Source organism: Enterobacter cloacae complex sp. BZL2005 (genome assembly GCF_049238885.1).
Lineage (GTDB): Bacteria > Pseudomonadota > Gammaproteobacteria > Enterobacterales > Enterobacteriaceae > Enterobacter > Enterobacter roggenkampii.
Map to the genome: position 1 here is coordinate 303,340 of NZ_JBMKGI010000004.1, position 22,296 is coordinate 325,635.

Genomic DNA, 22,296 nt, shown 5'->3' on the forward strand with positions numbered 1-22,296 from the left:
GCAGTGTAGCGCTGACAACTGGCGATCGGTAATACGGTCGCCTTGCCACGCAAAGAACGGTACCTTCTGGTGCCAATGGGATGGTAAGGAGTTAATTGTGAAAAAGTGGTTATTAGCTGCAGGTCTCGGTTTAGCGATGGCAACTTCTGCTCAGGCAGCAGACAAAATTGCAATCGTCAACATGGGTAATTTGTTCCAGCAGGTTGCACAGAAAACAGGTGTTTCTGCGACGCTGGAAAACGAATTCAAAGGCCGTGCAAGCGAACTGCAGGGTATGGAAAACGATCTTCAGTCCAAAATGCAGCGTCTGCAGCGTGATGGTTCTACCATGAAGGCAAGCGACCGCAGCAAGCTGGAAAAAGACGTAATGGCTCAGCGCCAGGCGTTCTCCCAGAAAGCGCAGGCTTTCGAGCAGGATCGTCAGCGTCGTTCTAACGAAGAACGCGGCAAGCTGGTGACTCGCATTCAGACCGCTGTTAAAGCAGTGGCTGCCGATCAGAGCATCGATCTGGTTGTTGATGCGAACGCCGTTGCTTTCAACAGCAAAGATGTTAAAGACATCACTGCTGACGTTCTGAAACAGGTTAAATAAGTAATGCCTTCAATTCGACTGGCTGATTTAGCTCAGCAGTTGGATGCAGAATTACACGGTGATGGCGATATCGTCATCACCGCTGTTGCGTCCATGCAATCTGCTAAAGCTGGCACGATTACCTTCATGGTAAGCCCTAAGTACCGTGAGCAACTGGCTCAATGCCAGGCGTCAGCTGTTGTTCTGACGCAGGACGATCTTCCATTTGCCACTGTAAGCGCGCTGGTAGTGAAAAACCCCTACCTGACGTATGCCCGCATGGCTCAAATTCTTGATACCACGCCGCAACCGGCCCAGAACATTGCTGCCAGCGCAGCGATTGATGAGACGGCCAGGCTGGGTAACAACGTCGCCGTTGGTGCGAATGCGGTTATCGAATCCGGCGTCGAGCTGGGCGATAACGTCGTCATTGGCCCGGGCTGCTTCGTTGGGAAAAATACGAAAATCGGCGCCGGGACCCGTTTATGGGCGAATGTGTCCGTATACCATGACGTTGAAATTGGCGAAAACTGCCTCGTCCAGTCCAGTACCGTGATTGGTTCTGATGGCTTTGGTTACGCTAACGATCGCGGTAACTGGGTTAAGATCCCGCAGCTTGGTCGCGTTATTATTGGCGATCGCGTGGAGATCGGCGCCTGTACCACCATTGACCGTGGCGCGCTTGACGACACGATCATTGGCAATGGTGTTATCATCGATAACCAGTGCCAGATTGCGCATAACGTTGTGATTGGCGACAATACCGCGGTTGCGGGTGGCGTCATCATGGCGGGCAGCCTGAAAATTGGCCGTTATTGCATGATTGGCGGTGCGAGCGTGATTAATGGCCATATGGAAATCTGCGACAAGGTGACCGTGACGGGAATGGGCATGGTAATGCGTCCTATCACTGAACCTGGCGTCTATTCCTCCGGCATTCCGCTCCAGCCCAACAAGGTATGGCGTAAAACAGCAGCTCTGGTGATGAACATTGATGATATGAGCAAGCGCCTCAAGTCCCTTGAGCGCAAGATCGATCAACAAGACTAAGCGTCATCCGTTTAACGCTATTTTTCCCGGCCTGTCGGCTTTCTAATAAACCGGCAGGCCGTGTTATTATTGTTATCAGTACATTTTGACAGGAAGAGTATTTTGACTACTGACACTCATACTCTGCATATTGAAGAGATTTTAGAACTTCTGCCGCACCGCTACCCGTTTCTGCTGGTAGACCGTGTGCTGGATTTTGAAGAAGGTCGTTTTCTGCGCGCAGTGAAAAATGTTTCCGTGAATGAGCCGTTCTTCCAGGGGCACTTCCCTGGTAAACCTATCTTCCCGGGTGTGTTGATTCTGGAAGCGATGGCTCAGGCTACCGGTATTCTGGCGTTTAAAAGCGTCGGTAAACTGGAACCCGGTGAGCTGTATTACTTCGCGGGTATTGACGAAGCGCGCTTTAAGCGCCCTGTCGTACCTGGTGATCAGATGATCATGGAAGTCACTTTTGAAAAAACGCGTCGTGGCCTGACTCGCTTCAAAGGCGTAGCGCTGGTTGACGGTAAAGTTGTTTGCGAAGCGACGATGATGTGTGCTCGTAGCCGGGAGTCCTGATACGTGATTGATAAATCCGCCTTTATTCATCCTACCGCCATTGTGGAAACGGGTGCCATCGTTGGTGCTAACGCCCACATTGGCCCGTTTTGTATTGTTGGACCCCATGTCGAAATTGGTGAGGGTACAGTGCTGAAATCTCACGTTGTGGTGAATGGTCACACGACCATTGGCTGCAATAACGAGATCTATCAGTTCGCCTCCATCGGCGAAGTTAACCAGGATCTGAAATATGCTGGTGAGTCGACCCGTGTGGAAATCGGCGATCGTAACCGTATTCGCGAAAGCGTCACCATTCATCGTGGAACAGTACAGGGTGGTGGGTTGACGAAGGTGGGCAGCGATAACCTGTTTATGGTGAATGCGCATATCGCGCACGACTGTACCGTGGGTGACCGCTGTATCCTTGCCAACAATGCCACGCTGGCAGGACACGTATCAGTTGATGACTTCGCAATTATTGGCGGCATGACCGCAGTCCATCAGTTCTGCATCATTGGTGCGCACGTGATGGTCGGCGGATGCTCCGGTGTGGCGCAGGACGTCCCACCGTATGTGATTGCGCAGGGCAACCATGCCACGCCGTTTGGCGTGAACATCGAAGGCCTCAAGCGTCGTGGTTTTAGTCGCGAAGCGATTACTGCCATCCGCAACGCGTACAAACTGCTGTACCGTAGCGGTAAAACGCTGGAAGAGGCGAAGCCGGAAATTGCCGAACTGGCGAAAAAGCACCCGGAAGTGGACGCGTTCATGGAGTTCTTTGACCGTTCAACAAGGGGTCTGATTCGTTAATGGTCGACAGTCGTCCGCTTACGATAGCCCTGGTCGCCGGAGAAACCTCCGGCGATATTCTTGGTGCCGGTCTCATCCGTGCGCTTAAGGCACGCGTACCCAATGCTCGCTTTGTCGGTGTTGCTGGCCCGCTGATGCAGGCCGAAGGCTGTGAAGCCTGGTATGAAATGGAAGAGCTGGCCGTGATGGGGATCGTTGAGGTGCTGGGGCGGTTACGCCGTTTGCTGCACATCCGTGCCGATCTCACCCGCCGCTTTACCGAACTCAAACCCGATGTGTTTGTCGGTATCGATGCACCTGATTTCAACATTACCCTCGAAGGGAATCTGAAAAAGCAGGGCATTAAGACGATTCACTACGTCAGTCCATCCGTCTGGGCGTGGCGACAGAAACGCGTTTTCAAAATCGGACGGTCCACCCACCTGGTGCTGGCTTTCCTGCCTTTCGAAAAAGCGTTTTACGACAGATTTAATGTTCCGTGCCGTTTTATCGGTCATACCATGGCGGATGCGATGCCACTGGATCCGGATAAAAACGCGGCGCGCGACGCGCTGGGCATCCCGCATGATGTGCACTGTCTGGCCTTACTGCCAGGCAGCCGTGGCGCAGAAGTTGAGATGCTGAGCGCCGATTTTCTTAAGACAGCGCAACTTCTTCGCCAGACCTATCCCGATCTTGAAGTGGTCGTGCCGCTGGTGAATGCCAAACGCCGCGAGCAGTTTGAGCGCATCAAAGCTGACGTTGCCCCGGATCTTCACGTCCGTCTTCTGGACGGGCAGGGGCGGGAAGCGATGTATGCGAGCGATGCCGCACTGCTGGCCTCCGGCACGGCGGCGCTGGAGTGTATGCTGGCGAAATGCCCGATGGTGGTCGGTTACCGCATGAAGCCGTTTACCTTCTGGCTGGCAAAACGTCTGGTGAAAACAGATTACGTCTCCCTGCCAAACCTGCTTGCGGGTCGCGAGCTGGTGAAAGAGCTGCTGCAGGATGAATGCCAGCCGCAGGCGCTGGCGGAGGCCCTGCTGCCGCTGCTCGCCAACGGTAAAACCAGCCACCAGATGCACGATACCTTCCGCGAACTGCATCAACTGATCCGCTGTAATGCTGATGAGCAAGCGGCCGATGCGGTGCTGGAGTTAGCAAAATGATGGAATTTGTTTATCCTCACACCCACCTTGTGGCGGGTGTGGACGAAGTGGGTCGTGGTCCGTTAGTGGGAGCCGTGGTGACCGCTGCGGTGATCCTCGATCCGGCTCGGCCGATCGTCGGGCTGAATGACTCAAAAAAATTGTCTGAAAAGCGCCGGCTGGCGCTGTTTAGTGAGATTCAGGAGAAAGCGCTGGCCTGGAGCCTCGGGCGCGCTGAACCGCATGAGATAGACGAGCTGAATATTTTGCATGCCACGATGCTGGCGATGCAGCGTGCGGTGGCGGGGCTGAAAATTTCCCCTGAATATGTCCTGATTGACGGCAACCGCTGTCCGGCATTGCCCATGCCTTCAATGGCAGTGGTCAAAGGCGATAGCCGGGTCGCAGAAATTAGCGCAGCTTCTATTATTGCCAAAGTGACACGCGACGCCGAAATGGCCGCGCTGGATCTCACTTACCCTCAGTATGGTTTCGCCCAGCATAAGGGATATCCCACACCTTTCCACCTGGAGAGGCTGGCTGAACATGGCGCAACCGAACACCATCGGCGCAGTTTTGGCCCGGTAAAACGCGCCCTGGGACGGGTGTCCTGAATCATTACGCAAGCAATTAAGTAACGCGGAATCTGAAGATGGCTGAACCACGTTTCGTACACCTGCGGGTGCATAGCGACTACTCCATGATCGATGGGCTGGCGAAGACCGGGCCGCTGGTAAAAAAGGCGGCCTCGCTTGGCATGCCTGCGCTGGCGATCACCGATTTTACCAACCTGTGTGGTCTGGTGAAGTTCTACGGAACGGCGCACGGCGCGGGGATGAAGCCGATCGTCGGTGCAGATTTCCACGTGCAGAGCGACCTCATCGGGGATGAACTGACGCAAATCTCCGTGCTGGCGATGAACAACACGGGTTACCAAAACCTCACGCTGCTGATCTCCAAAGCCTATCAGCGCGGTTACGGCGCGCTGGGACCGTGGATCGACCGCGACTGGCTGGCTGAACTGAACGAAGGGCTGCTCCTGATCTCAGGCGGCCGGATGGGGGACGTCGGAAAATCCCTGCTGCGCGGTAACAGCGCGCTGGTGGATCAATGCGTCTCGTTCTATGAAGAATATTTCCCGAATCGTTATTACCTGGAGTTGATCCGTACCGGCCGTCAGGATGAAGAGAGCTATCTTCATGCCGCGGTGGCGCTCGCAGAGGAGCGTGGCCTGCCCGTAGTGGCCACCAATGATGTGCGATTCCTTGAGGCGGGCGATTTTGACGCTCACGAAATTCGCGTGGCAATCCACGATGGCTTTACCCTCGACGATCCGAAGCGGCCGCGTAATTACTCCGCACAACAGTACATGCGCAGCGAGGAGGAGATGTGTGAGCTCTTCTCCGATATCCCCGAAGCGCTGGAAAACAGCGTAGAGATTGCCAAGCGCTGCAACGTCACCGTCCGCCTTGGCGAATACTTCCTGCCGCAGTTCCCGACGGGTGACATGACCACGGAAGATTTCCTGGTCATGAAATCGAAAGAAGGTCTGGAAGAGCGTCTGGAATTCCTGTTCCCGGATGAAGAAGAGCGTAAAAAGCGTCGCCCGGAGTATGACGAACGCCTGGACATAGAACTCCAGGTGATCAACCAGATGGGCTTCCCGGGCTACTTCCTGATCGTTATGGAGTTCATCCAGTGGTCGAAGGATAACGGCGTGCCGGTTGGGCCGGGGCGTGGCTCCGGCGCAGGTTCGCTGGTGGCGTATGCGCTGAAAATTACCGACCTCGATCCGCTGGAGTTCGACCTGCTGTTCGAACGTTTCCTCAACCCGGAACGTGTCTCGATGCCCGACTTCGACGTCGACTTCTGCATGGAGAAACGCGACCAGGTGATCGAGCACGTGGCCGACATGTACGGCCGTGATGCGGTATCGCAGATCATTACCTTCGGTACGATGGCGGCGAAAGCGGTTATCCGCGACGTGGGCCGCGTGCTGGGCCACCCGTACGGGTTTGTCGATCGCATCTCTAAACTGGTGCCGCCCGATCCGGGCATGACGCTGGCAAAAGCCTTTGAGGCTGAACCGCAGCTGCCGGAAATCTATGAAGCGGACGAAGAGGTCAAAGCGCTGATCGACATGGCGCGCAAGCTGGAAGGCGTCACGCGTAACGCCGGTAAGCATGCGGGGGGCGTGGTTATCGCCCCGACCAAAATCACCGACTTCGCGCCGCTGTATTGCGATGAAGCGGGCCAGCATCCGGTCACCCAGTTCGACAAGAACGACGTAGAATACGCCGGGCTGGTGAAGTTCGACTTCCTTGGCCTGCGTACGCTGACCATCATCAACTGGGCGCTGGAGATGATCAACGCCCGCCGCGAGAAGAACGGCGAGCCGCCGCTGGATATCGCGGCCATCCCGCTGGACGACAAGAAAAGTTTCGACATGCTGCAGCGCTCGGAGACCACCGCTGTCTTCCAGCTTGAATCCCGCGGCATGAAAGATCTGATTAAGCGCCTGCAGCCCGACTGCTTCGAAGATATGATCGCGCTGGTGGCCCTGTTCCGTCCGGGCCCTTTGCAGTCAGGGATGGTAGATAACTTTATCGACCGTAAGCACGGGCGCGAAGAGATTTCCTACCCGGACGTTCAGTGGCAGCACGAAAGCCTGAAGCCGGTACTGGAGCCAACCTATGGCATCATCCTGTATCAGGAACAGGTGATGCAGATCGCCCAGGTGCTTTCCGGCTATACGCTCGGCGGCGCGGACATGCTGCGTCGTGCGATGGGTAAGAAAAAGCCGGAAGAGATGGCCAAGCAGCGCTCCATCTTTGAAGACGGGGCGAAGAAAAACGGCGTTGACGGCGAGCTGGCGATGAAAATCTTCGACCTGGTGGAGAAATTCGCCGGGTACGGATTTAACAAATCTCACTCAGCCGCCTATGCTTTGGTGTCGTATCAAACGCTGTGGCTGAAGGCACACTATCCTGCGGAGTTTATGGCTGCGGTAATGACCGCCGATATGGACAACACCGAGAAGGTGGTGGGCCTGGTGGATGAGTGCTGGCGCATGGGGCTGAAGATCCTGCCGCCGGATATTAACTCAGGTCTCTACCATTTCCACGTCAACGACGACGGGGAGATCGTTTACGGGATCGGCGCGATCAAGGGCGTAGGTGAAGGGCCGATCGAGGCGATCATCGAAGCGCGCAACAACGGCGGGTATTTCCGCGAGCTATTCGATCTTTGCGCCCGTACCGATACCAAAAAGCTGAACCGCCGCGTGCTGGAAAAACTGATCATGTCCGGCGCGTTCGACAGGCTGGGGCCGCACCGCGCCGCGCTGATGAACTCGCTGGGCGACGCCCTGAAAGCGGCGGATCAGCACGCAAAAGCGGAAGCCATTGGCCAGGCGGATATGTTCGGGGTGCTGGCGGAAGAGCCGGAGCAGATTGAGCAGTCGTATTCCAACTGCCAGCCGTGGCCAGAACAGGTGGTGCTGGACGGCGAGCGTGAAACGTTAGGTTTGTACCTGACGGGTCACCCGATCAACCAGTACATTAAAGAAATTGAGCGCTATGTCGGCGGCCACAGGCTAAAAGACATGCATCCGACAGAACGTGGTAAAATCACCACGGCTGCGGGGCTCGTGATTGCTGCAAGGGTTATGGTCACCAAGCGCGGCAATCGTATCGGCATCTGTACGTTGGATGACCGTTCCGGGCGTCTGGAGGTGATGTTGTTCACCGACGCGCTGGATAAATACCAGCAATTGCTGGAAAAAGACCGCATACTTATCGTCAGCGGACAGGTCAGCTTTGATGACTTCAGTGGGGGGCTTAAAATGACCGCCCGCGAAGTGATGGACATTGACGAAGCCCGGGAAAAATATGCTCGCGGGCTTGCTATCTCGCTGACGGACAGGCAAATTGATGACCAGCTTTTAAACCGACTCCGTCAGTCTCTGGAACCCCACCGCTCGGGGACAATTCCAGTACATCTCTACTATCAGAGGGCGGATGCACGTGCGCGGTTGCGCTTTGGTGCAACGTGGCGTGTCTCTCCGAGCGATCGTTTACTGAACGATCTCCGTGGCCTCATTGGTTCGGAGCAGGTGGAACTGGAGTTTGACTAATACAGGAATACTATGAGTCTGAATTTCCTTGATTTCGAACAGCCGATTGCTGAGCTGGAAGCGAAAATCGATTCTCTGACAGCGGTAAGCCGTCAGGATGAAAAACTGGATATTAACATCGACGAAGAAGTGCATCGTCTGCGCGAGAAAAGCGTAGAGCTGACGCGCAAAATCTTTGCCGATCTCGGCGCATGGCAGGTGGCCCAGCTGGCACGCCATCCACAGCGTCCGTACACCCTGGATTATGTCCGCCTGGCGTTTGACGAATTTGACGAACTGGCAGGCGATCGCGCATACGCTGACGACAAAGCTATCGTTGGCGGTATCGCGCGTCTGGACGGACGCCCGGTGATGATCATTGGTCATCAGAAAGGTCGTGAAACCAAAGAGAAAATCCGTCGTAACTTCGGTATGCCAGCCCCAGAAGGCTACCGTAAAGCCCTGCGTCTGATGGAGATGGCTGAGCGTTTCAACATGCCAATCATCACCTTCATCGACACCCCGGGTGCCTACCCAGGCGTGGGCGCGGAAGAGCGCGGTCAGTCTGAAGCCATCGCACGCAACCTGCGCGAGATGTCTCGTCTGAAGGTGCCGGTCATCTGTACCGTTATCGGTGAGGGTGGTTCCGGTGGTGCGCTGGCAATTGGCGTGGGTGATAAAGTGAATATGCTGCAGTACAGCACCTATTCCGTAATCTCCCCGGAAGGCTGCGCGTCCATTCTGTGGAAGAGTGCCGACAAAGCGCCTCTGGCTGCCGAAGCGATGGGCATCATTGCGCCACGCCTGAAAGAGCTTAAGCTGATCGATTCCATCATCCCGGAACCACTGGGTGGTGCACATCGTAAGCCGGAAGTGATGGCTGCTTCTCTGAAAGCACAGCTGCTGGCTGACCTGGCGGATCTGGACGTGCTGAGCAAAGAAGATCTGCTCAACCGTCGTTACCAGCGTCTGATGACCTACGGTTACGCGTAAGCTTCACAATTATCTGAAAAGCCGCACAATGTTGCGGCTTTTTTTATACCTGCGGTTTAGCCGGACTATGCTTAGCTAATGTTTTTTAAGGAGGAAGCCCATGAATATCATTGCCGTTATGGGGCCACACGGCGTCTTTTATAAAGATGAGCCGATTAAGGAGCTGGAGCAAGCCCTGCAGTCGCGCGGGTATCAGCTAATCTGGCCGCACAACAGCGCCGATCTGCTGAAGTTCATCGAGCATAACCCGCGTATCTGCGGCGTGATCTTCGACTGGGATGAATATGACCTCGAACTGTGCAGCGACATCAACAAGCTGAACGAATATCTCCCGCTGTACGCGTTTATTAATACCCACTCAACCATGGACGTCAGCGCCAATGATATGCGTATGGCGCTGTGGTTCTTTGAATATTCCCTCGGCGTGGCGGAAGACATTGCGACCCGAATTCAGCAATACACGAATGAATATCTCGATAACATTACGCCCCCCTTTACCCGGGCGCTCTTCACCTACGTGAAAGAGGGGAAATATACCTTCTGTACGCCTGGGCATATGGCGGGAACGGCCTACCAAAAAAGCCCGGTGGGCTGCCTGTTCTATGATTTCTTTGGAGGCAACACGCTGAAAGCAGACGTGTCCATTTCAGTCACCGAACTAGGCTCGCTGCTGGATCATACCGGACCGCATCTGGAAGCTGAAGAGTATATCGCCCGCACCTTTGGGGCCGAGCAGAGCTATATGGTGACCAACGGCACCTCGACCTCGAACAAAATCGTCGGAATGTATGCCGCGCCTGCGGGGAGCACCCTGCTGATTGACCGTAACTGCCATAAATCGCTGGCGCACCTGCTGATGATGAGCGACGTTGTACCGCTCTGGCTGTCGCCCACGCGCAACGCGCTCGGTATTCTTGGGGGTATTCCGCGGCGGGAGTTCACGCATGAAGCCATTGAACGCAAGGTCGCGGCAGTGCCCGGCGCAGGCTGGCCTGTCCATGCGGTGATCACCAACTCGACCTATGACGGTCTGCTGTACAACACGAACTGGATCAAAAAGACTTTGGACGTGCCGTCGATCCACTTCGATTCCGCGTGGGTACCGTACACCAATTTCCACCCGATTTACGCGGGTAAAAGCGGCATGAGCGGTGAACGCGTACCGGGTAAAGTGTTCTTCGAAACGCAGTCGACGCACAAAATGCTGGCCGCGTTTTCCCAGGCTTCGCTGATTCACATCAAAGGCGAATACGACGAAGAGACCTTTAACGAAGCCTTTATGATGCATACCACCACCTCACCAAGCTATCCGCTGGTGGCGTCTATCGAAACGGCTGCGGCGATGCTGCGCGGCAATCCCGGTAAACGTCTCATCAACCGTTCGGTGGAGCGCGCGCTGCATTTCCGTAAAGAGGTTCAGCGGCTCAAAGAGGAAGCCGACGGCTGGTTCTTTGATATCTGGCAGCCGGAAGAGATTGATGAAGCAGAATGCTGGCCGGTTTCGCCCGGCGAAGACTGGCACGGCTTCCGGGATGCCGATAGTGACCATATGTTCCTCGATCCGGTTAAGGTGACGATCCTGACGCCGGGTATGGATGAGCAGGGTGTGATGGGTGAGGAAGGGATCCCGGCTGCGCTGGTGGCGAAGTTCCTTGATGAACGCGGCGTGGTGGTGGAGAAAACAGGCCCCTATAATTTACTGTTTCTGTTCAGCATCGGGATCGATAAAACCCGGGCGATGGGGCTGCTGCGCGGTCTGATGGAATTTAAGCGCGCCTACGATCTCAACCTGCGGGTGAAGAACATGCTGCCGGATCTCTACGCGGAAGATCCTGACTTCTACCGCAATATGCGTATTCAGGATCTGGCCCAGGGGATCCACAGGCTGATCCGTCAGCACGATCTGCCGCGTCTGATGCTACAGGCGTTCGATGTGTTGCCGGAGATGAAGTTTACCCCGCACAAGGCATGGCAGCGCCAGGTGAGGGGAGAGGTCGAAACCGTCGAGCTGGAAAATCTGGTTGGGCGCGTATCGGCAAACATGATCCTGCCGTATCCGCCGGGCGTACCGCTCCTGATGCCGGGAGAGATGATTACCGAAGAGAGTCGGGCCGTGCTCGATTTCCTGCTGATGCTCTGTTCGGTAGGGCGTCACTATCCCGGTTTTGAGACGGATATCCACGGTGCGAAGCGCGACGAAAACGGCGTGTACTGGGTGCGAGTCCTAAAATAAGAGTGACCGCTTGCCAGGTGCGGGTTTTCGGTTGTAACGTTCAGGCATCATAAAAAGGAGAAGCTATGCTGGGTTTAAAACAGGTTCATCATATTGCGATCATTGCGACCGATTACGCGAAGAGTAAGGCCTTCTACTGCGACATTCTCGGCTTTACGCTGTTGAGCGAGGCCTACCGTGAGGAGCGCGACTCCTGGAAGGGCGACCTGGCGTTAAACGGGCAGTATGTGATTGAACTGTTCTCTTTTCCTTTTCCGCCTGCGCGTCCGTCCCGCCCGGAAGCCTGTGGCCTGCGCCATCTTGCCTTCAGCGTCGATGACCTGGATAGCGCAGTAAAACATCTGGAAGCGCACGGCGTGACGTGTGAAGCAATCCGCGTCGATCCGTTCACCGACAAGCGTTTTACCTTTTTCAACGACCCGGACGGCCTGCCGCTGGAGCTTTATCAGCAGTAAGCGCCATCCTGTGTGATAATGCCCGCTCAGTTCGGGCATTTTTTATGTGTAATTCCCTATGACCTTACCCGCTATTGCGCAAGCCGTTTCACCGTACCGCCAGTTGCTGGTGGGGTTTAGCGGTGGCCTGGATTCCACCGTTCTGCTTCATCGCCTTAAGCGCTGGCGCGATCGGGAGCCTGACGTCCAGCTGCGGGCGATACATATTCATCACGGATTAAGTCCTCACGCAGAGGAGTGGGTGGCGCACTGCGAAGCCTTGTGTGCGGCGTGGGCGATCCCGCTTCTCGTCGAGCGCGTCACGCTTGCAGAGGAAGGGCTGGGCATTGAGGCGCAGGCGCGTAAAGCCCGCTATGCCGCCTTTGCCGGGGCATTGCGTACAGGAGAAGCGCTGGTCACGGCCCAGCACCTGGACGATCAGTGTGAAACCTTTCTGCTGGCGCTTAAGCGGGGCAGCGGACCGGCAGGGCTTTCAGCCATGCCTGAGCGTTCTGAGTTTGCCGGTACAACGTTACTGCGTCCGCTGCTTGGCGAGACGCGCGCCTCGCTTGAGGCCTGGGCGCGAGAACATCAGCTGAACTGGATTGAAGATGAGAGCAACCAGGATGATGGCTATGACCGTAACTTTCTGCGTCTGCGCGTCCTCCCGCTATTGAGCGAGCGCTGGCCGCATTTCGCCGACGCGACGGCAAGAAGTGCTATGCTGTGCGCCGAACAGGAATCGCTGCTGGACGAGCTGTTGAGTGACGAGCTGGCTGAACTGATTTCTGAAGACGGAGCGCTGGCGATTGCACCGCTGAAAGCGATGAGCCCGGTGCGTCGCGCCGCACTGATACGGCGCTGGCTGGCCTCTCATCACGCCGCGATGCCGTCGCGGGCGATGCTAAACCGTATCTGGGACGAGGTTGCCCTGGCGCGGGAGGATGCTTCCCCGTGCGTCCACCTGAACGGTTTTGATGTAAGGCGCTACAAAGGGGAACTCTGGTGGGTAAAATCAACGTCCTCACTGACCAGTGTGGTGCTCGACTGGCTTTCTCCTGCGCTTCCGCTGATATTGCCCGGTGAGGCAGGACGTGTCTCTCTTATACCGTCTGGTCATGTGAGGCTGCCAGAGGCAGGAGAACCGGTAACGGTACGCTTTAAGGCTGGCGGCATGCTGCATATTGTCGGGCGCAACGGGGGACGCAAGCTGAAGAAAATCTGGCAGGAGTGCAACGTGCCGCCGTGGCTGCGCGACACCACGCCGCTGCTGTTCTATGGTGAAACATTGATTGCTGCTGCGGGCATTTTCATCACGGAAGCGGGATGGGCGGAAGAGGGGGTCAGGTTTGAGTGGCAGAAAGCGTAACGGGCAGCCAGGCTGCCCGTTAATGTCATCAGGATTCGCTCACCACGACGGTGCCGATTTGCGGGTGGCTGAAGCTGGCTATTTTATCCAGGCGCAGCTCACGCGTCGCACCGGCATCTTCCACTATCAGGTATTCCACATTCTTACGTGAAACCAGATCGCTGGCCTTCGCCTTCAACACTTCGCCATCTTTTAGCTCCAGCGTCAGTAATAAATGATGCTGGCAGGCGAGTTCGAGGTTGTCATAGTCATCACAATTGATGGGTTGATAAGTATCATTCATCGACATAATCGCTCACCAGTAAATTCGCCGCAGCATACGCTGCTTTTTCCCTGACCGACTCTGAAAGGCTCTCATCAGAGGCCACTTCATTAAGCACTTTCAATACACAGCCCAACGCGTCCGGGACATACCCCAGATCTCCGCTGGCGATTTCCGCATACCGTTTGCGAATTAACTCACAATAATTATTCACATCCCCTCCCGCCAGCGCACTGACTTACTGTGAGATATCATTAAGCCTACGAAGATAAACTCGGTTTAGCAAGGTGACTATACCATACTCATTTAAGCAATATCAGCGCCTTGATAGCGGTGTATTTATCACCCTACAACAGCCTTTTGCCGCGGTTTTCGCTACAATGAGCGCCTGATTCGAATGGAGTTCTCTCATGGCGCTGAAAGCGACAATTTATAAAGCAGTGGTCAATGTGGCCGATCTCGATCGCAACCAGTTCCTGGACGCCTCGCTGACGCTGGCTCGCCACCCCTCCGAAACCCAGGAGCGCATGATGCTGCGCCTGCTGGCGTGGATTAAGTACGCTGACGAGCGTCTGCAGTTTACCCGTGGGTTAAGCGCAGAAGACGAGCCAGAAGCCTGGCTGCGCAACGATCATCTGGGTATCGATTTGTGGATCGAACTTGGACTGCCGGACGAGCGCAGAATTAAGAAGGCCTGCACTCAGTCCGCTGAAGTGGCCTTATTCGCGTATAATCAGCGCGCTGCGGAGATTTGGTGGCAGCAAAACAAGAGCAAGTGCGGACAGTATAAAAATCTCACGGTCTGGTATCTGGATGATGAGCAACTGGCGCAGCTGAGCGACTTTGCCAGCCGGACCATGGTGTTGCAGGCGACGATTCAGGACGGTGCCATCTGGCTCTCTGATTCTCAGAATAATCTGGAAATTCATTTGACGGCGTGGCAACCGGCCTCATGATCGTCTTGTCCCGAAACGTCAGCATTCCGGACAACGAGCTGGAGATCACCGCCATCCGTGCTCAGGGGGCAGGTGGGCAGCACGTCAACAAGGCCTCAACGGCAATCCATTTGCGTTTTGACATTCGGGCCTCAAGCCTGCCAGAGTATTATAAAGAAAGTCTGCTTGCTGCCAGCCATCACCTGATCACCAGCGATGGCGTGATGGTGATCAAAGCCCAGGAATACCGCAGCCAGGAGCTCAACCGGGAAGCTGCGATAGCCAGGCTGGTGGCGGTCATCAAAGAATTAACGGCAGTACAAAAAAGCCGCCGGGCAACGCGGCCAACCCGCGCATCGAAAGAGCGTCGGCTGGCCTCGAAGGCCCAAAAATCCACAGTGAAAGCACTACGCGGTAAAGTTCGTCGCCCCACAGAGTGACGAAAGGGAACACACTTTTCATAAGGAATTCATTGTGAAAAAAGCATTATGGTCAGCGCTGGCAGTGAGTACGCTGTTTGCGCTTTTCGGGTGTAACAACCGCTCCGAAACGCAGGTTTTACAACCCACGCAGACGGAAGAATTAAAACCGATGCAGCAGAGCTGGCGCGGCGTATTGCCTTGCGCGGACTGTGAAGGCATTGAAACGTCCCTGTTACTGCAAAAAGACGGCACCTGGGTGATGAACCAGCGCTATCAGGGCGCAAAAGAGCCTTCTTCTTTTGCAACTTATGGAACATGGGCGCGAACGGCGGAGAAGCTGGTTCTGACGGATACCGCTGGCGAGAAAACTTATTTCCGCGCCAAAGGCGAGGGGATGGAAATGCTGGATCGTGAAGGCAATCCAATTGAATCCCAGTTCAACTACACGCTGGCGCCGGTAAAAGCGGCTCTGCCCGCGACGCCGATGGCGATGCGGGGGATGTACTTCTATATGGCGGATGCGGCGATCTTTACCGACTGCGCAACCGTTAAGAAGGTCAGCGTGGCAAACAATGCGCAGCTTGAACGTGATTACGCGGTGGCGCGCGGCAATGACAGCAAGCCGGTATTGCTGACGGTGGACGGTCACTTTACGCTGGAGCCAAACCCGGATAGTGGAGAGATGGTGAAAACGCTGGTGGCGGATAAAGACGCGAAGTTTGTTGCGGGTAAAGACTGTAACAGTAAATAAGCTGACGCTGAGCCATTAAAAAACCCCGCCTGAGCGGGGTTTTTTGTTTAGCCTTTGATGGCTTTCACCAGGTAATCAAGAATCTCGCCGGTCTTGATCATCTGTTTTTCGCCGCTGCGACGGTATTTGTATTCAATCTCGTCGCTGTCGAGGTTACGGTCGCCGATCACGACGGTGTGTGGGATACCGATCAGTTCCATATCGGCAAACATCACGCCCGGACGCTCTTTACGGTCATCCATCAGCACTTCGATACCCTGCGCACGCAGCTCGGCATACAGCTTCTCGGCCAGCTCCTGCACGCGGTAAGACTTGTGCATGTTCATTGGCAGAATCGCAACTTGGAACGGCGCGATGTTGTCTGGCCAGACGATGCCGCGCTCGTCATAGTTCTGCTCAATGGCGGCAGCTACCACGCGCGTCACCCCGATACCGTAGCAACCCATGGTCAGGATCTGGTTACGGCCATCTTCACCCTGAACAGCGGCGTTCAGCGCGCGAGAGTATTTATCACCCAGCTGGAAGATGTGACCGACTTCAATGCCGCGCTTGATCATCAGGGTACCCTGACCGTCCGGGCTTGGATCGCCTGCGACCACGTTACGGATGTCTGCTACTTCCGGCGTCGCCACGTCGCGATCCCAGTTGATGCCGAAGTAGTGTTTACCGTCGATGTTCGCACCGGCGGAGAAGTCGCTCATCGCGGCTACCGTGCGGTCAATAACAACAGGAACCGGCATATTCACCGGACCGAGAGAACCTGGGCCAGCATTGACCACGGCGCGGATTTCCGCTTCTGTGGCGAACGTCAGCGGGCTGGCGACCTGCGGCAGCTTCTCAGCTTTCACTTCGTTCAGCTCGTGATCGCCACGCACCAGCAGGGCAACCAGCGGGTAAGCGCTCCCTTCGGTGGCTTTCACCAGCAGCGTCTTCACGGTTTTTTCGATCGGCAGGTTGAACTGCTCAACCAGCTCGGCAATGGTTTTCGCGTTTGGCGTATCAACCAGCGTCATCTCTTGCGTTGCCGCAGCACGTGGTTCTTTTGGTGCCAGCGCTTCTGCGAATTCGATGTTCGCCGCGTAATCGGAAGAGTCAGAGAAGATCACATCGTCTTCACCGCTCTGCGCCAGTACCTGGAATTCATGAGATGCGCTACCGCCGATGGAGCCGGTATCAGCCTGCACAGCACGGAAATCCAGCCCCATGCGGGAGAAAATTTTGCTGTACGCCGCGTACATTGCGTCGTAGGTCTCTTGCAGGGATTCCTGAGAGGTATGGAAAGAGTAGGCGTCTTTCATCAGGAATTCGCGAGAGCGCATGACGCCGAAACGTGGGCGAACTTCGTCACGGAACTTGGTCTGGATCTGGAAGAAGTTCAGCGGCAGCTGTTTGTAAGAGCTCAGCTCATTACGAATCAGGTCGGTGATGACTTCTTCATGCGTTGGGCCGAGAACGAACGGACGCTCGCCACGATCGACGAAGCGCAGCAGTTCAGGACCATACTGTTCCCAACGACCGCTCTCCTGCCACAGGTCAGCGGGCTGAACCACGGGCATGGACACCTCGATAGCACCGGCGTTGTTCATCTCTTCACGCACGATGTTTTCGACTTTTTTCAGGACGCGCACGCCGGTCGGCAGCCAGGTGTATAACCCGGAGGCCAGCTTGCGGATCATCCCGGCGCGCAGCATCAGCTGATGGCTGATCACTTCGGCGTCGGCAGGCGTCTCCTTCAGAGTGGAGAGCAGATATTGGCTAGTACGCATGTTGTTACGGTTCCATTTCGACGATTGGAACAGGCTGAAACACCAGCCTGACACAAAAAAAGTGGTTTAGTTTACCAGTGTGGCAAAGATGCCAAAAGAGAGGAGAACAAAATTACCTGGGTTCAAGGGCAAACACTTCAAAACCTGCCCCGGTGACGCGCCAGCGAACGTTAAAATCCAGCAGCCAGACGGCGTACGTTTTACCTGCTTCCTCTTCTTTACGGTAGGCCGGACGGGGGTCCTGCGCCAGCACTTCGGTGATGAAATTCCGCAAACGAGGATAGCGTTTCTCCAGCTGACTGAGCTGCGAGTCTATCTCAGGGGTAAAACAGACTGGCATGTCCGCCTGGGGGGCATCCTGAGCATAACTTGCACGCGCGTTCGGGAGAGCTTCGACAAAAGGCAAATAGGGTTTGATGTCGATAACCGGCGTGCCGTCGACCAGATCCAGGCTACCCAGCTCGAGTACCACCTGATCTTTCTGGCAACGTATGCCTTTCAGCTCAACCAGAGACATGCCAACCGGGTTTGGACGGAAAGTCGAGCGAGTCGCAAACACGCCCATTCTCGCATTTCCGCCAAGACGAGGAGGACGCACGGTAGGACGCCAGCCGCCTTCCATCGTCTGGTGAAACACGAACACCACCCAGAGATGGCTAAAGGCATCGAGCCCGCGCACCGCATCAGCCTGATTGTAAGGGGCTATCAGGTGAAGCTCGCCGCTGCCGCTGGTAACAAGACCGGGCTGGCGGGGCACGGCGAACTTCTCTTTATAAGGAGAGTGGATGATGCCTATCTGCTCGAACTGAAATGCACTCATTTCGCCGTAATGTTCAGCGCAGATCCGATGCAGACTGCCTGACGGTAGCAGCCCGGCGTGCCGCTGGTGACTTCACAGCTGTGCAGCAGGACCGCGTTGGCTTTCATTTTTGCGGCATTAATCTGCATGCGTTTACGCGCAGTCGGGATATTCGGTGGTGAGTCCTGATTGGTCGCCTGACAGGATTCGCCGCTCACTTCGCCCAGTTCACGGAACGGTTTACCGACGAGTTCATCCGCTTTCGTGATAATGCGAACCGGCGCAGGGCGAACCACTTTCGGTTTCGCAGGCTCGGTCTTTGGCGGGGTTGCCGTGCTTTGAACAGGTTCAACGGGAGATCTGCTTAGCATAGAACAGCCGCTCAGCATGAGTGCTAAAAGACAGATCGGTAAAGCACGCATAATATTTCCTCAATGGATAATCAAAACGTCAGATATTGAATCAGTTGACTGCACAAATGACAAGACGGGCATAAGCCCGTCCTGATGATATTACACTGAGGTGAGATTACCAGCCTTTAACAGCGCCGCCGTTAAACACTTTGTTGGCTTCCTGGTAAACTTCGTCAGACTGATAGGCCTGTACGAATTTCTTCACGTTTTCCGCGTCTTTGTTGTCTTCGCGAGTCACGATCAGGTTTACGTATGGAGAGTCTTTATCTTCAACGAAGATACCGTCTTTAGCTGGGGTCAGGCCAATCTGACTGGCGTACGTGGTGTTGATAACGGCCAGGGCAATCTGCGCATCGTCCAGAGAACGTGGCAGCTGCGGAGCTTCCAGCTCAACAATTTTCAGATTTTTCGGGTTCTCGGTGACGTCCAGAACGGTTGGCAGCAGGCCAACACCGTCTTTCAGTTTGATCAGGCCCACTTTCTGCAGCAGCAGCAGGGAACGACCAAGGTTAGTTGGGTCGTTAGGCACGGCAACCTGAGAGCCCGGCTGCAGTTCGTCCAGGGATTTAATTTTCTTAGAGTAACCGGCAATTGGATAAACGAAGGTATTACCCACGCCCACCAGTTTATAGCCGCGATCTTTGATCTGCTGGTCCAGGTATGGTTTATGCTGGAAGGCGTTCGCGTCGATATCACCTTTGCTCAGCGCTTCGTTCGGCAGAACGTAATCGTTGAAGGTCACCAACTCCACGTCCAGGCCATATTTCTCTTTCGCTACTTTCTGAGCAACTTCTGCAACCTGCTGTTCTGCACCTACGATAACGCCCACTTTAATGTGGTTCGGATCTTTTTCATCCTGACCGCAACCCACCAGTGCCAGAGAGCCTATCAGCGCGCCTACTGCTGCGAAGGTCTTTAATTTAAACGCCATGTTTTATCCTTAACTCGTAGAGTTTATGTTGTGTGTAACGTTATTTGTGCGTAACAGCCCGGACGATGCGATCGCCAGAGAACTGGATTAAGTAAACCAGAACAACCAGCAATACCAGAACGGTATTCATCACGGTCGCGTTATATCCAATATAGCCGTACTGGTAACCAATCTGACCTAAACCGCCCGCGCCTACGGCACCGCCCATCGCGGAATAACCGACCAGGGTGATAAGCGTAATGGTTGCCGCATTCACCAGCCCTGGCAGTGCCTCAGGCAGCAGAACCTTGCGAACGATCTGCATCGGCGTGGCGCCCATCGCGCGGGACGCTTCGATCAAACCGGTTGGGATCTCCAGCAGGGCGTTTTCCACCATACGGGCGATAAACGGCGCAGCGCCAACGGTCAGCGGAACGATCGCCGCCTGCAGACCGATAGACGTTCCGACGATCACGCGGGTAAACGGAATCATCCACACCAGCAGAATAATGAACGGGATAGAACGGAAGATGTTCACCAGCGCAGAGAGCGTACGGTACAGCTTCGCGTTCTCAATGATTTGACCCGGACGCGTCACGTACAGCAACACGCCGACCGGCAGGCCAATCACAAAACCAAAGAAACCAGAGACGAAGGTCATTGCCAGCGTTTCCCAAACGCCGCGAACCAGCAGCCATATCATCGGCTCAGACATAACCCAGTACCTCTACTTTTACGTGATGTTCTTGCAGCCAGGCAATGGCTGCCTGGGTTTCTTCTTGTGTGCCGTGCATTTCTGTCAGCATGATGCCGAACTTGACGCCACCGGCGTAATCCATCTGCGCGCTGATGATGTTGTTATTCACGTTAAAGCGACGTGCGGTTTCGGAAAGCAGGGGAGCATCAACGGACTGACCGGTGAACTCCATGCGCAGCATCGGGACGCTGTCAGCTGTTGCTTCTGTTTTCAGACGTTCCAGATAGTCTTCCGGAATATCCAGATGCAGCGTGGACTGGATGAACTGCTGCGCCAGCGGGGTTTTCGGATGCGAGAACACTTCGCTTACCGTGTCCTGCTCGATCAGTTCACCGTTACTGATGACCGCCACGCAGTCGCAGATGCGTTTCACCACATCCATCTCGTGCGTAATAAGGAGGATCGTCAGGCCCAGACGACGGTTAATGTCTTTCAGCAGTTCAAGAATAGAACGCGTGGTTGCCGGATCCAGTGCGCTGGTGGCTTCATCACACAGCAGCACCTTAGGATTGCTTGCCAGCGCGCGGGCAATGGCCACACGCTGTTTTTGCCCACCGGAGAGATTTGCCGGGTAGCTATCCTGTTTGTCGCCCAGACCCACGAGGTCGAGCAGCTCGGTGACGCGGCGCTTCACTTCTTCTTTCGGCGTGTTATCCAGCTCAAGCGGTAAGGCAACGTTGCCGAACACGGTGCGGGAAGCCAGCAGGTTAAAGTGCTGGAAGATCATGCCAATCTGACGACGCGCTTTGGTGAGTTCTTTTTCTGAAAGGGCGGTAAGTTCCTGGCCGCCAACTTCTACGCTGCCCTGGGTTGGGCGCTCAAGCAGGTTAACACAACGGATCAGCGTACTTTTACCTGCACCCGATGCGCCAATGACGCCATAAATTTGACCAGCAGGAACATGCAGGCTGACGTTGTTCAGCGCCTGAATGGTTCGGTTCCCCTGCTGGAACACTTTGGTGATATTGGAAAGTTTAATCATTAGATTATTTTTATCGTATGTAAGTTAGCCGTGGCATTTTCTTCTGCCAGATACGGGTGATGACCGTAAACAAAACGGATGTTAAGGCATCCAGACGTCTAAATCAATCCAACTCTGTACGATGAGCACTTTATTGCGCTGCGATTCATGAGATACTAGCTGAACATGCCTTTTTCAGGAGCAAACCGGTGGCAAAATCAGTACCCGCAATTTTTCTCGATCGTGACGGCACTATTAATGTGGATCACGGTTATGTCCATGAGATTGATGAGTTCGAGTTTATCGAGGGCGTAATAGATGCCATGCGCCAGCTGAAAGAGATGGGCTATGCGCTGGTGGTGGTGACGAACCAGTCTGGTATTGCACGCGGTAAATTCACCGAAGCGCAGTTCGAGACGCTGACCGAATGGATGGACTGGTCACTTGCCGACCGCGGTGTGGATCTCGATGGTATCTACTATTGTCCGCATCATCCGCAGGGAACCGTAGAAGCGTATCGTCAGACCTGTGATTGCCGTAAGCCGCATCCGGGGATGTTTATCTCTGCGCAGGAGTTCCTGCACATTGATATGGCGGCTTCTTATATGGTGGGCGATAAACTGGAAGATATGCAGGCAGCCGCAGCCGCGGGTGTAGGGACTAAAATATTAGTGCGTACCGGCAAGCCAGTGACGCCAGAGGCTGAGAATGCGGCGGATTGGGTGATTAATAGTCTGGCCGATCTGCCAAAAGAGATTAAAAAGCACCAAAAATAGCCTTTTTGGTGAAAAGGTGAGCGGTTGAAATAAAAATGCATTTTTCCGCTTGTCATTCCTCGGCGGCTCCCTATAATGCGCCTCCATCGACACGGCGGATGTGAATCACTTCACAGACAATGTGGTCGGTTGAAGAGAAAAAATCCTGAAATAACGGGTTGACTCTGAAAGAGGAAAGCGTAATATACGCCACCTTGCAACGGTGAGCGAAAGCCGCGTTGCACTGCTCTTTAACAATTTATCAGACAATCTGTGTGGGCACTCAAAGTGACATGGATTCTTAACGTCCTCGGACGAAAAATG

23 protein-coding genes are annotated in these 22,296 nt (G+C 55.0%); 15 read left to right on the forward strand and 8 right to left on the reverse strand.

Annotated elements, in window-relative coordinates; all coding sequences use genetic code 11:
* Positions 1-97 precede the first annotated feature (97 nt).
* From skp to tilS, 11 genes are all read left to right on the forward strand, one after another.
* Complete coding sequence (gene skp, locus ACOTXI_RS10935) at positions 98-592, forward strand: molecular chaperone Skp (protein WP_008501902.1); 495 nt, start codon at positions 98-100, stop codon at positions 590-592.
* Positions 593-595: 3 nt separating this feature from the next.
* Entirely contained in the window at positions 596-1,621 is a 1,026-nt protein-coding gene (lpxD, locus tag ACOTXI_RS10940) for a UDP-3-O-(3-hydroxymyristoyl)glucosamine N-acyltransferase (protein WP_008501901.1), read from the forward strand.
* 102 nt (positions 1,622-1,723) lie between these two features.
* A complete protein-coding gene (fabZ, locus tag ACOTXI_RS10945) occupies positions 1,724-2,179 on the forward strand; it encodes a 3-hydroxyacyl-ACP dehydratase FabZ (RefSeq protein WP_010426706.1) in 456 nt (151 codons plus the stop codon).
* Between the two features lie 3 nt (positions 2,180-2,182).
* Positions 2,183-2,971, forward strand: a complete 789-nt coding sequence (lpxA, locus tag ACOTXI_RS10950) for an acyl-ACP--UDP-N-acetylglucosamine O-acyltransferase (RefSeq protein WP_008501899.1) — start codon at positions 2,183-2,185, stop codon at positions 2,969-2,971.
* Positions 2,971-4,119, forward strand: coding sequence for a lipid-A-disaccharide synthase (gene lpxB, locus ACOTXI_RS10955; protein ID WP_008501898.1), 1,149 nt, complete (start codon positions 2,971-2,973; stop codon positions 4,117-4,119). Before lpxA ends, lpxB begins: the two co-directional genes overlap by 1 nt.
* A complete protein-coding gene (gene rnhB, locus ACOTXI_RS10960; RefSeq protein WP_008501897.1) occupies positions 4,116-4,712 on the forward strand; it encodes a ribonuclease HII in 597 nt (198 codons plus the stop codon). Before lpxB ends, rnhB begins: the two co-directional genes overlap by 4 nt.
* 38 nt (positions 4,713-4,750) lie before the next feature.
* Complete coding sequence (dnaE, locus tag ACOTXI_RS10965; protein WP_008501896.1) at positions 4,751-8,233, forward strand: DNA polymerase III subunit alpha; 3,483 nt, start codon at positions 4,751-4,753, stop codon at positions 8,231-8,233.
* A gap of 12 nt (positions 8,234-8,245) precedes the next feature.
* Complete coding sequence (gene accA, locus ACOTXI_RS10970) at positions 8,246-9,205, forward strand: acetyl-CoA carboxylase carboxyl transferase subunit alpha (protein WP_008501895.1); 960 nt, start codon at positions 8,246-8,248, stop codon at positions 9,203-9,205.
* A gap of 100 nt (positions 9,206-9,305) precedes the next feature.
* Complete coding sequence (locus ACOTXI_RS10975) at positions 9,306-11,438, forward strand: lysine decarboxylase LdcC (protein ID WP_058654193.1); 2,133 nt, start codon at positions 9,306-9,308, stop codon at positions 11,436-11,438.
* A gap of 65 nt (positions 11,439-11,503) precedes the next feature.
* A complete protein-coding gene (locus ACOTXI_RS10980) occupies positions 11,504-11,893 on the forward strand; it encodes a VOC family protein (RefSeq protein WP_023293230.1) in 390 nt (129 codons plus the stop codon).
* 58 nt (positions 11,894-11,951) lie between these two features.
* A complete protein-coding gene (tilS, locus tag ACOTXI_RS10985; protein ID WP_045335716.1) occupies positions 11,952-13,241 on the forward strand; it encodes a tRNA lysidine(34) synthetase TilS in 1,290 nt (429 codons plus the stop codon).
* A gap of 28 nt (positions 13,242-13,269) precedes the next feature.
* On the opposite strand, the gene rof is transcribed toward tilS, so the two are convergent.
* Together rof and ACOTXI_RS10995 are read right to left on the reverse strand one after the other, a co-directional pair.
* On the reverse strand, positions 13,270-13,530 hold the full coding sequence (gene rof / locus ACOTXI_RS10990; RefSeq protein WP_008501890.1) for a Rho-binding antiterminator: 261 nt from the start codon (positions 13,528-13,530) through the stop codon (positions 13,270-13,272).
* Entirely contained in the window at positions 13,517-13,717 is a 201-nt protein-coding gene (locus ACOTXI_RS10995) for a YaeP family protein (protein WP_008501889.1), read from the reverse strand. The genes rof and ACOTXI_RS10995 overlap by 14 nt, the downstream gene beginning before the upstream one ends.
* A gap of 196 nt (positions 13,718-13,913) precedes the next feature.
* Between ACOTXI_RS10995 and ACOTXI_RS11000 the strand changes: the two genes are divergently transcribed.
* The 3 genes from ACOTXI_RS11000 to nlpE are packed head-to-tail and all read left to right on the forward strand — an operon-like array spanning position 13,914 to position 15,611.
* The gene (locus ACOTXI_RS11000; RefSeq protein WP_023293228.1) at positions 13,914-14,459 is read left to right on the forward strand and encodes a YaeQ family protein; all 546 of its coding nucleotides are present in this window, start codon (positions 13,914-13,916) and stop codon (positions 14,457-14,459) included.
* A complete protein-coding gene (gene arfB, locus ACOTXI_RS11005; protein ID WP_008501887.1) occupies positions 14,456-14,878 on the forward strand; it encodes an alternative ribosome rescue aminoacyl-tRNA hydrolase ArfB in 423 nt (140 codons plus the stop codon). Before ACOTXI_RS11000 ends, arfB begins: the two co-directional genes overlap by 4 nt.
* A gap of 34 nt (positions 14,879-14,912) precedes the next feature.
* On the forward strand, positions 14,913-15,611 hold the full coding sequence (gene nlpE, locus ACOTXI_RS11010; RefSeq protein ID WP_058654192.1) for an envelope stress response activation lipoprotein NlpE: 699 nt from the start codon (positions 14,913-14,915) through the stop codon (positions 15,609-15,611).
* Positions 15,612-15,658: 47 nt separating this feature from the next.
* Here the strand turns inward: nlpE and proS are convergent, their stop codons facing one another.
* From proS to metN, 6 genes are all read right to left on the reverse strand, one after another.
* A complete protein-coding gene (gene proS / locus ACOTXI_RS11015; RefSeq protein WP_021240478.1) occupies positions 15,659-17,377 on the reverse strand; it encodes a proline--tRNA ligase in 1,719 nt (572 codons plus the stop codon).
* A gap of 112 nt (positions 17,378-17,489) precedes the next feature.
* Positions 17,490-18,197, reverse strand: a complete 708-nt coding sequence (tsaA, locus tag ACOTXI_RS11020; protein ID WP_008501884.1) for a tRNA (N6-threonylcarbamoyladenosine(37)-N6)-methyltransferase TrmO — start codon at positions 18,195-18,197, stop codon at positions 17,490-17,492.
* Positions 18,194-18,598, reverse strand: coding sequence for an Rcs stress response system protein RcsF (rcsF, locus tag ACOTXI_RS11025; RefSeq protein ID WP_008501883.1), 405 nt, complete (start codon positions 18,596-18,598; stop codon positions 18,194-18,196). Before rcsF ends, tsaA begins: the two co-directional genes overlap by 4 nt.
* A gap of 106 nt (positions 18,599-18,704) precedes the next feature.
* Positions 18,705-19,520 (reverse strand): methionine ABC transporter substrate-binding lipoprotein MetQ, encoded by an 816-nt coding sequence (gene metQ / locus ACOTXI_RS11030; protein ID WP_014168729.1) that lies wholly within the window; start codon positions 19,518-19,520, stop codon positions 18,705-18,707.
* 40 nt (positions 19,521-19,560) lie between these two features.
* Positions 19,561-20,214: a methionine ABC transporter permease MetI gene (locus tag ACOTXI_RS11035; protein WP_008501881.1), complete on the reverse strand. Its 654-nt coding sequence runs from the start codon at positions 20,212-20,214 to the stop codon at positions 19,561-19,563.
* Entirely contained in the window at positions 20,207-21,238 is a 1,032-nt protein-coding gene (gene metN, locus ACOTXI_RS11040; RefSeq protein WP_008501880.1) for a methionine ABC transporter ATP-binding protein MetN, read from the reverse strand. The genes ACOTXI_RS11035 and metN overlap by 8 nt, the downstream gene beginning before the upstream one ends.
* A gap of 188 nt (positions 21,239-21,426) precedes the next feature.
* Between metN and gmhB the strand changes: the two genes are divergently transcribed.
* A complete protein-coding gene (gene gmhB, locus ACOTXI_RS11045) occupies positions 21,427-21,993 on the forward strand; it encodes a D-glycero-beta-D-manno-heptose 1,7-bisphosphate 7-phosphatase (RefSeq protein ID WP_008501879.1) in 567 nt (188 codons plus the stop codon).
* Positions 21,994-22,296: the final 303 nt, after the last annotated feature.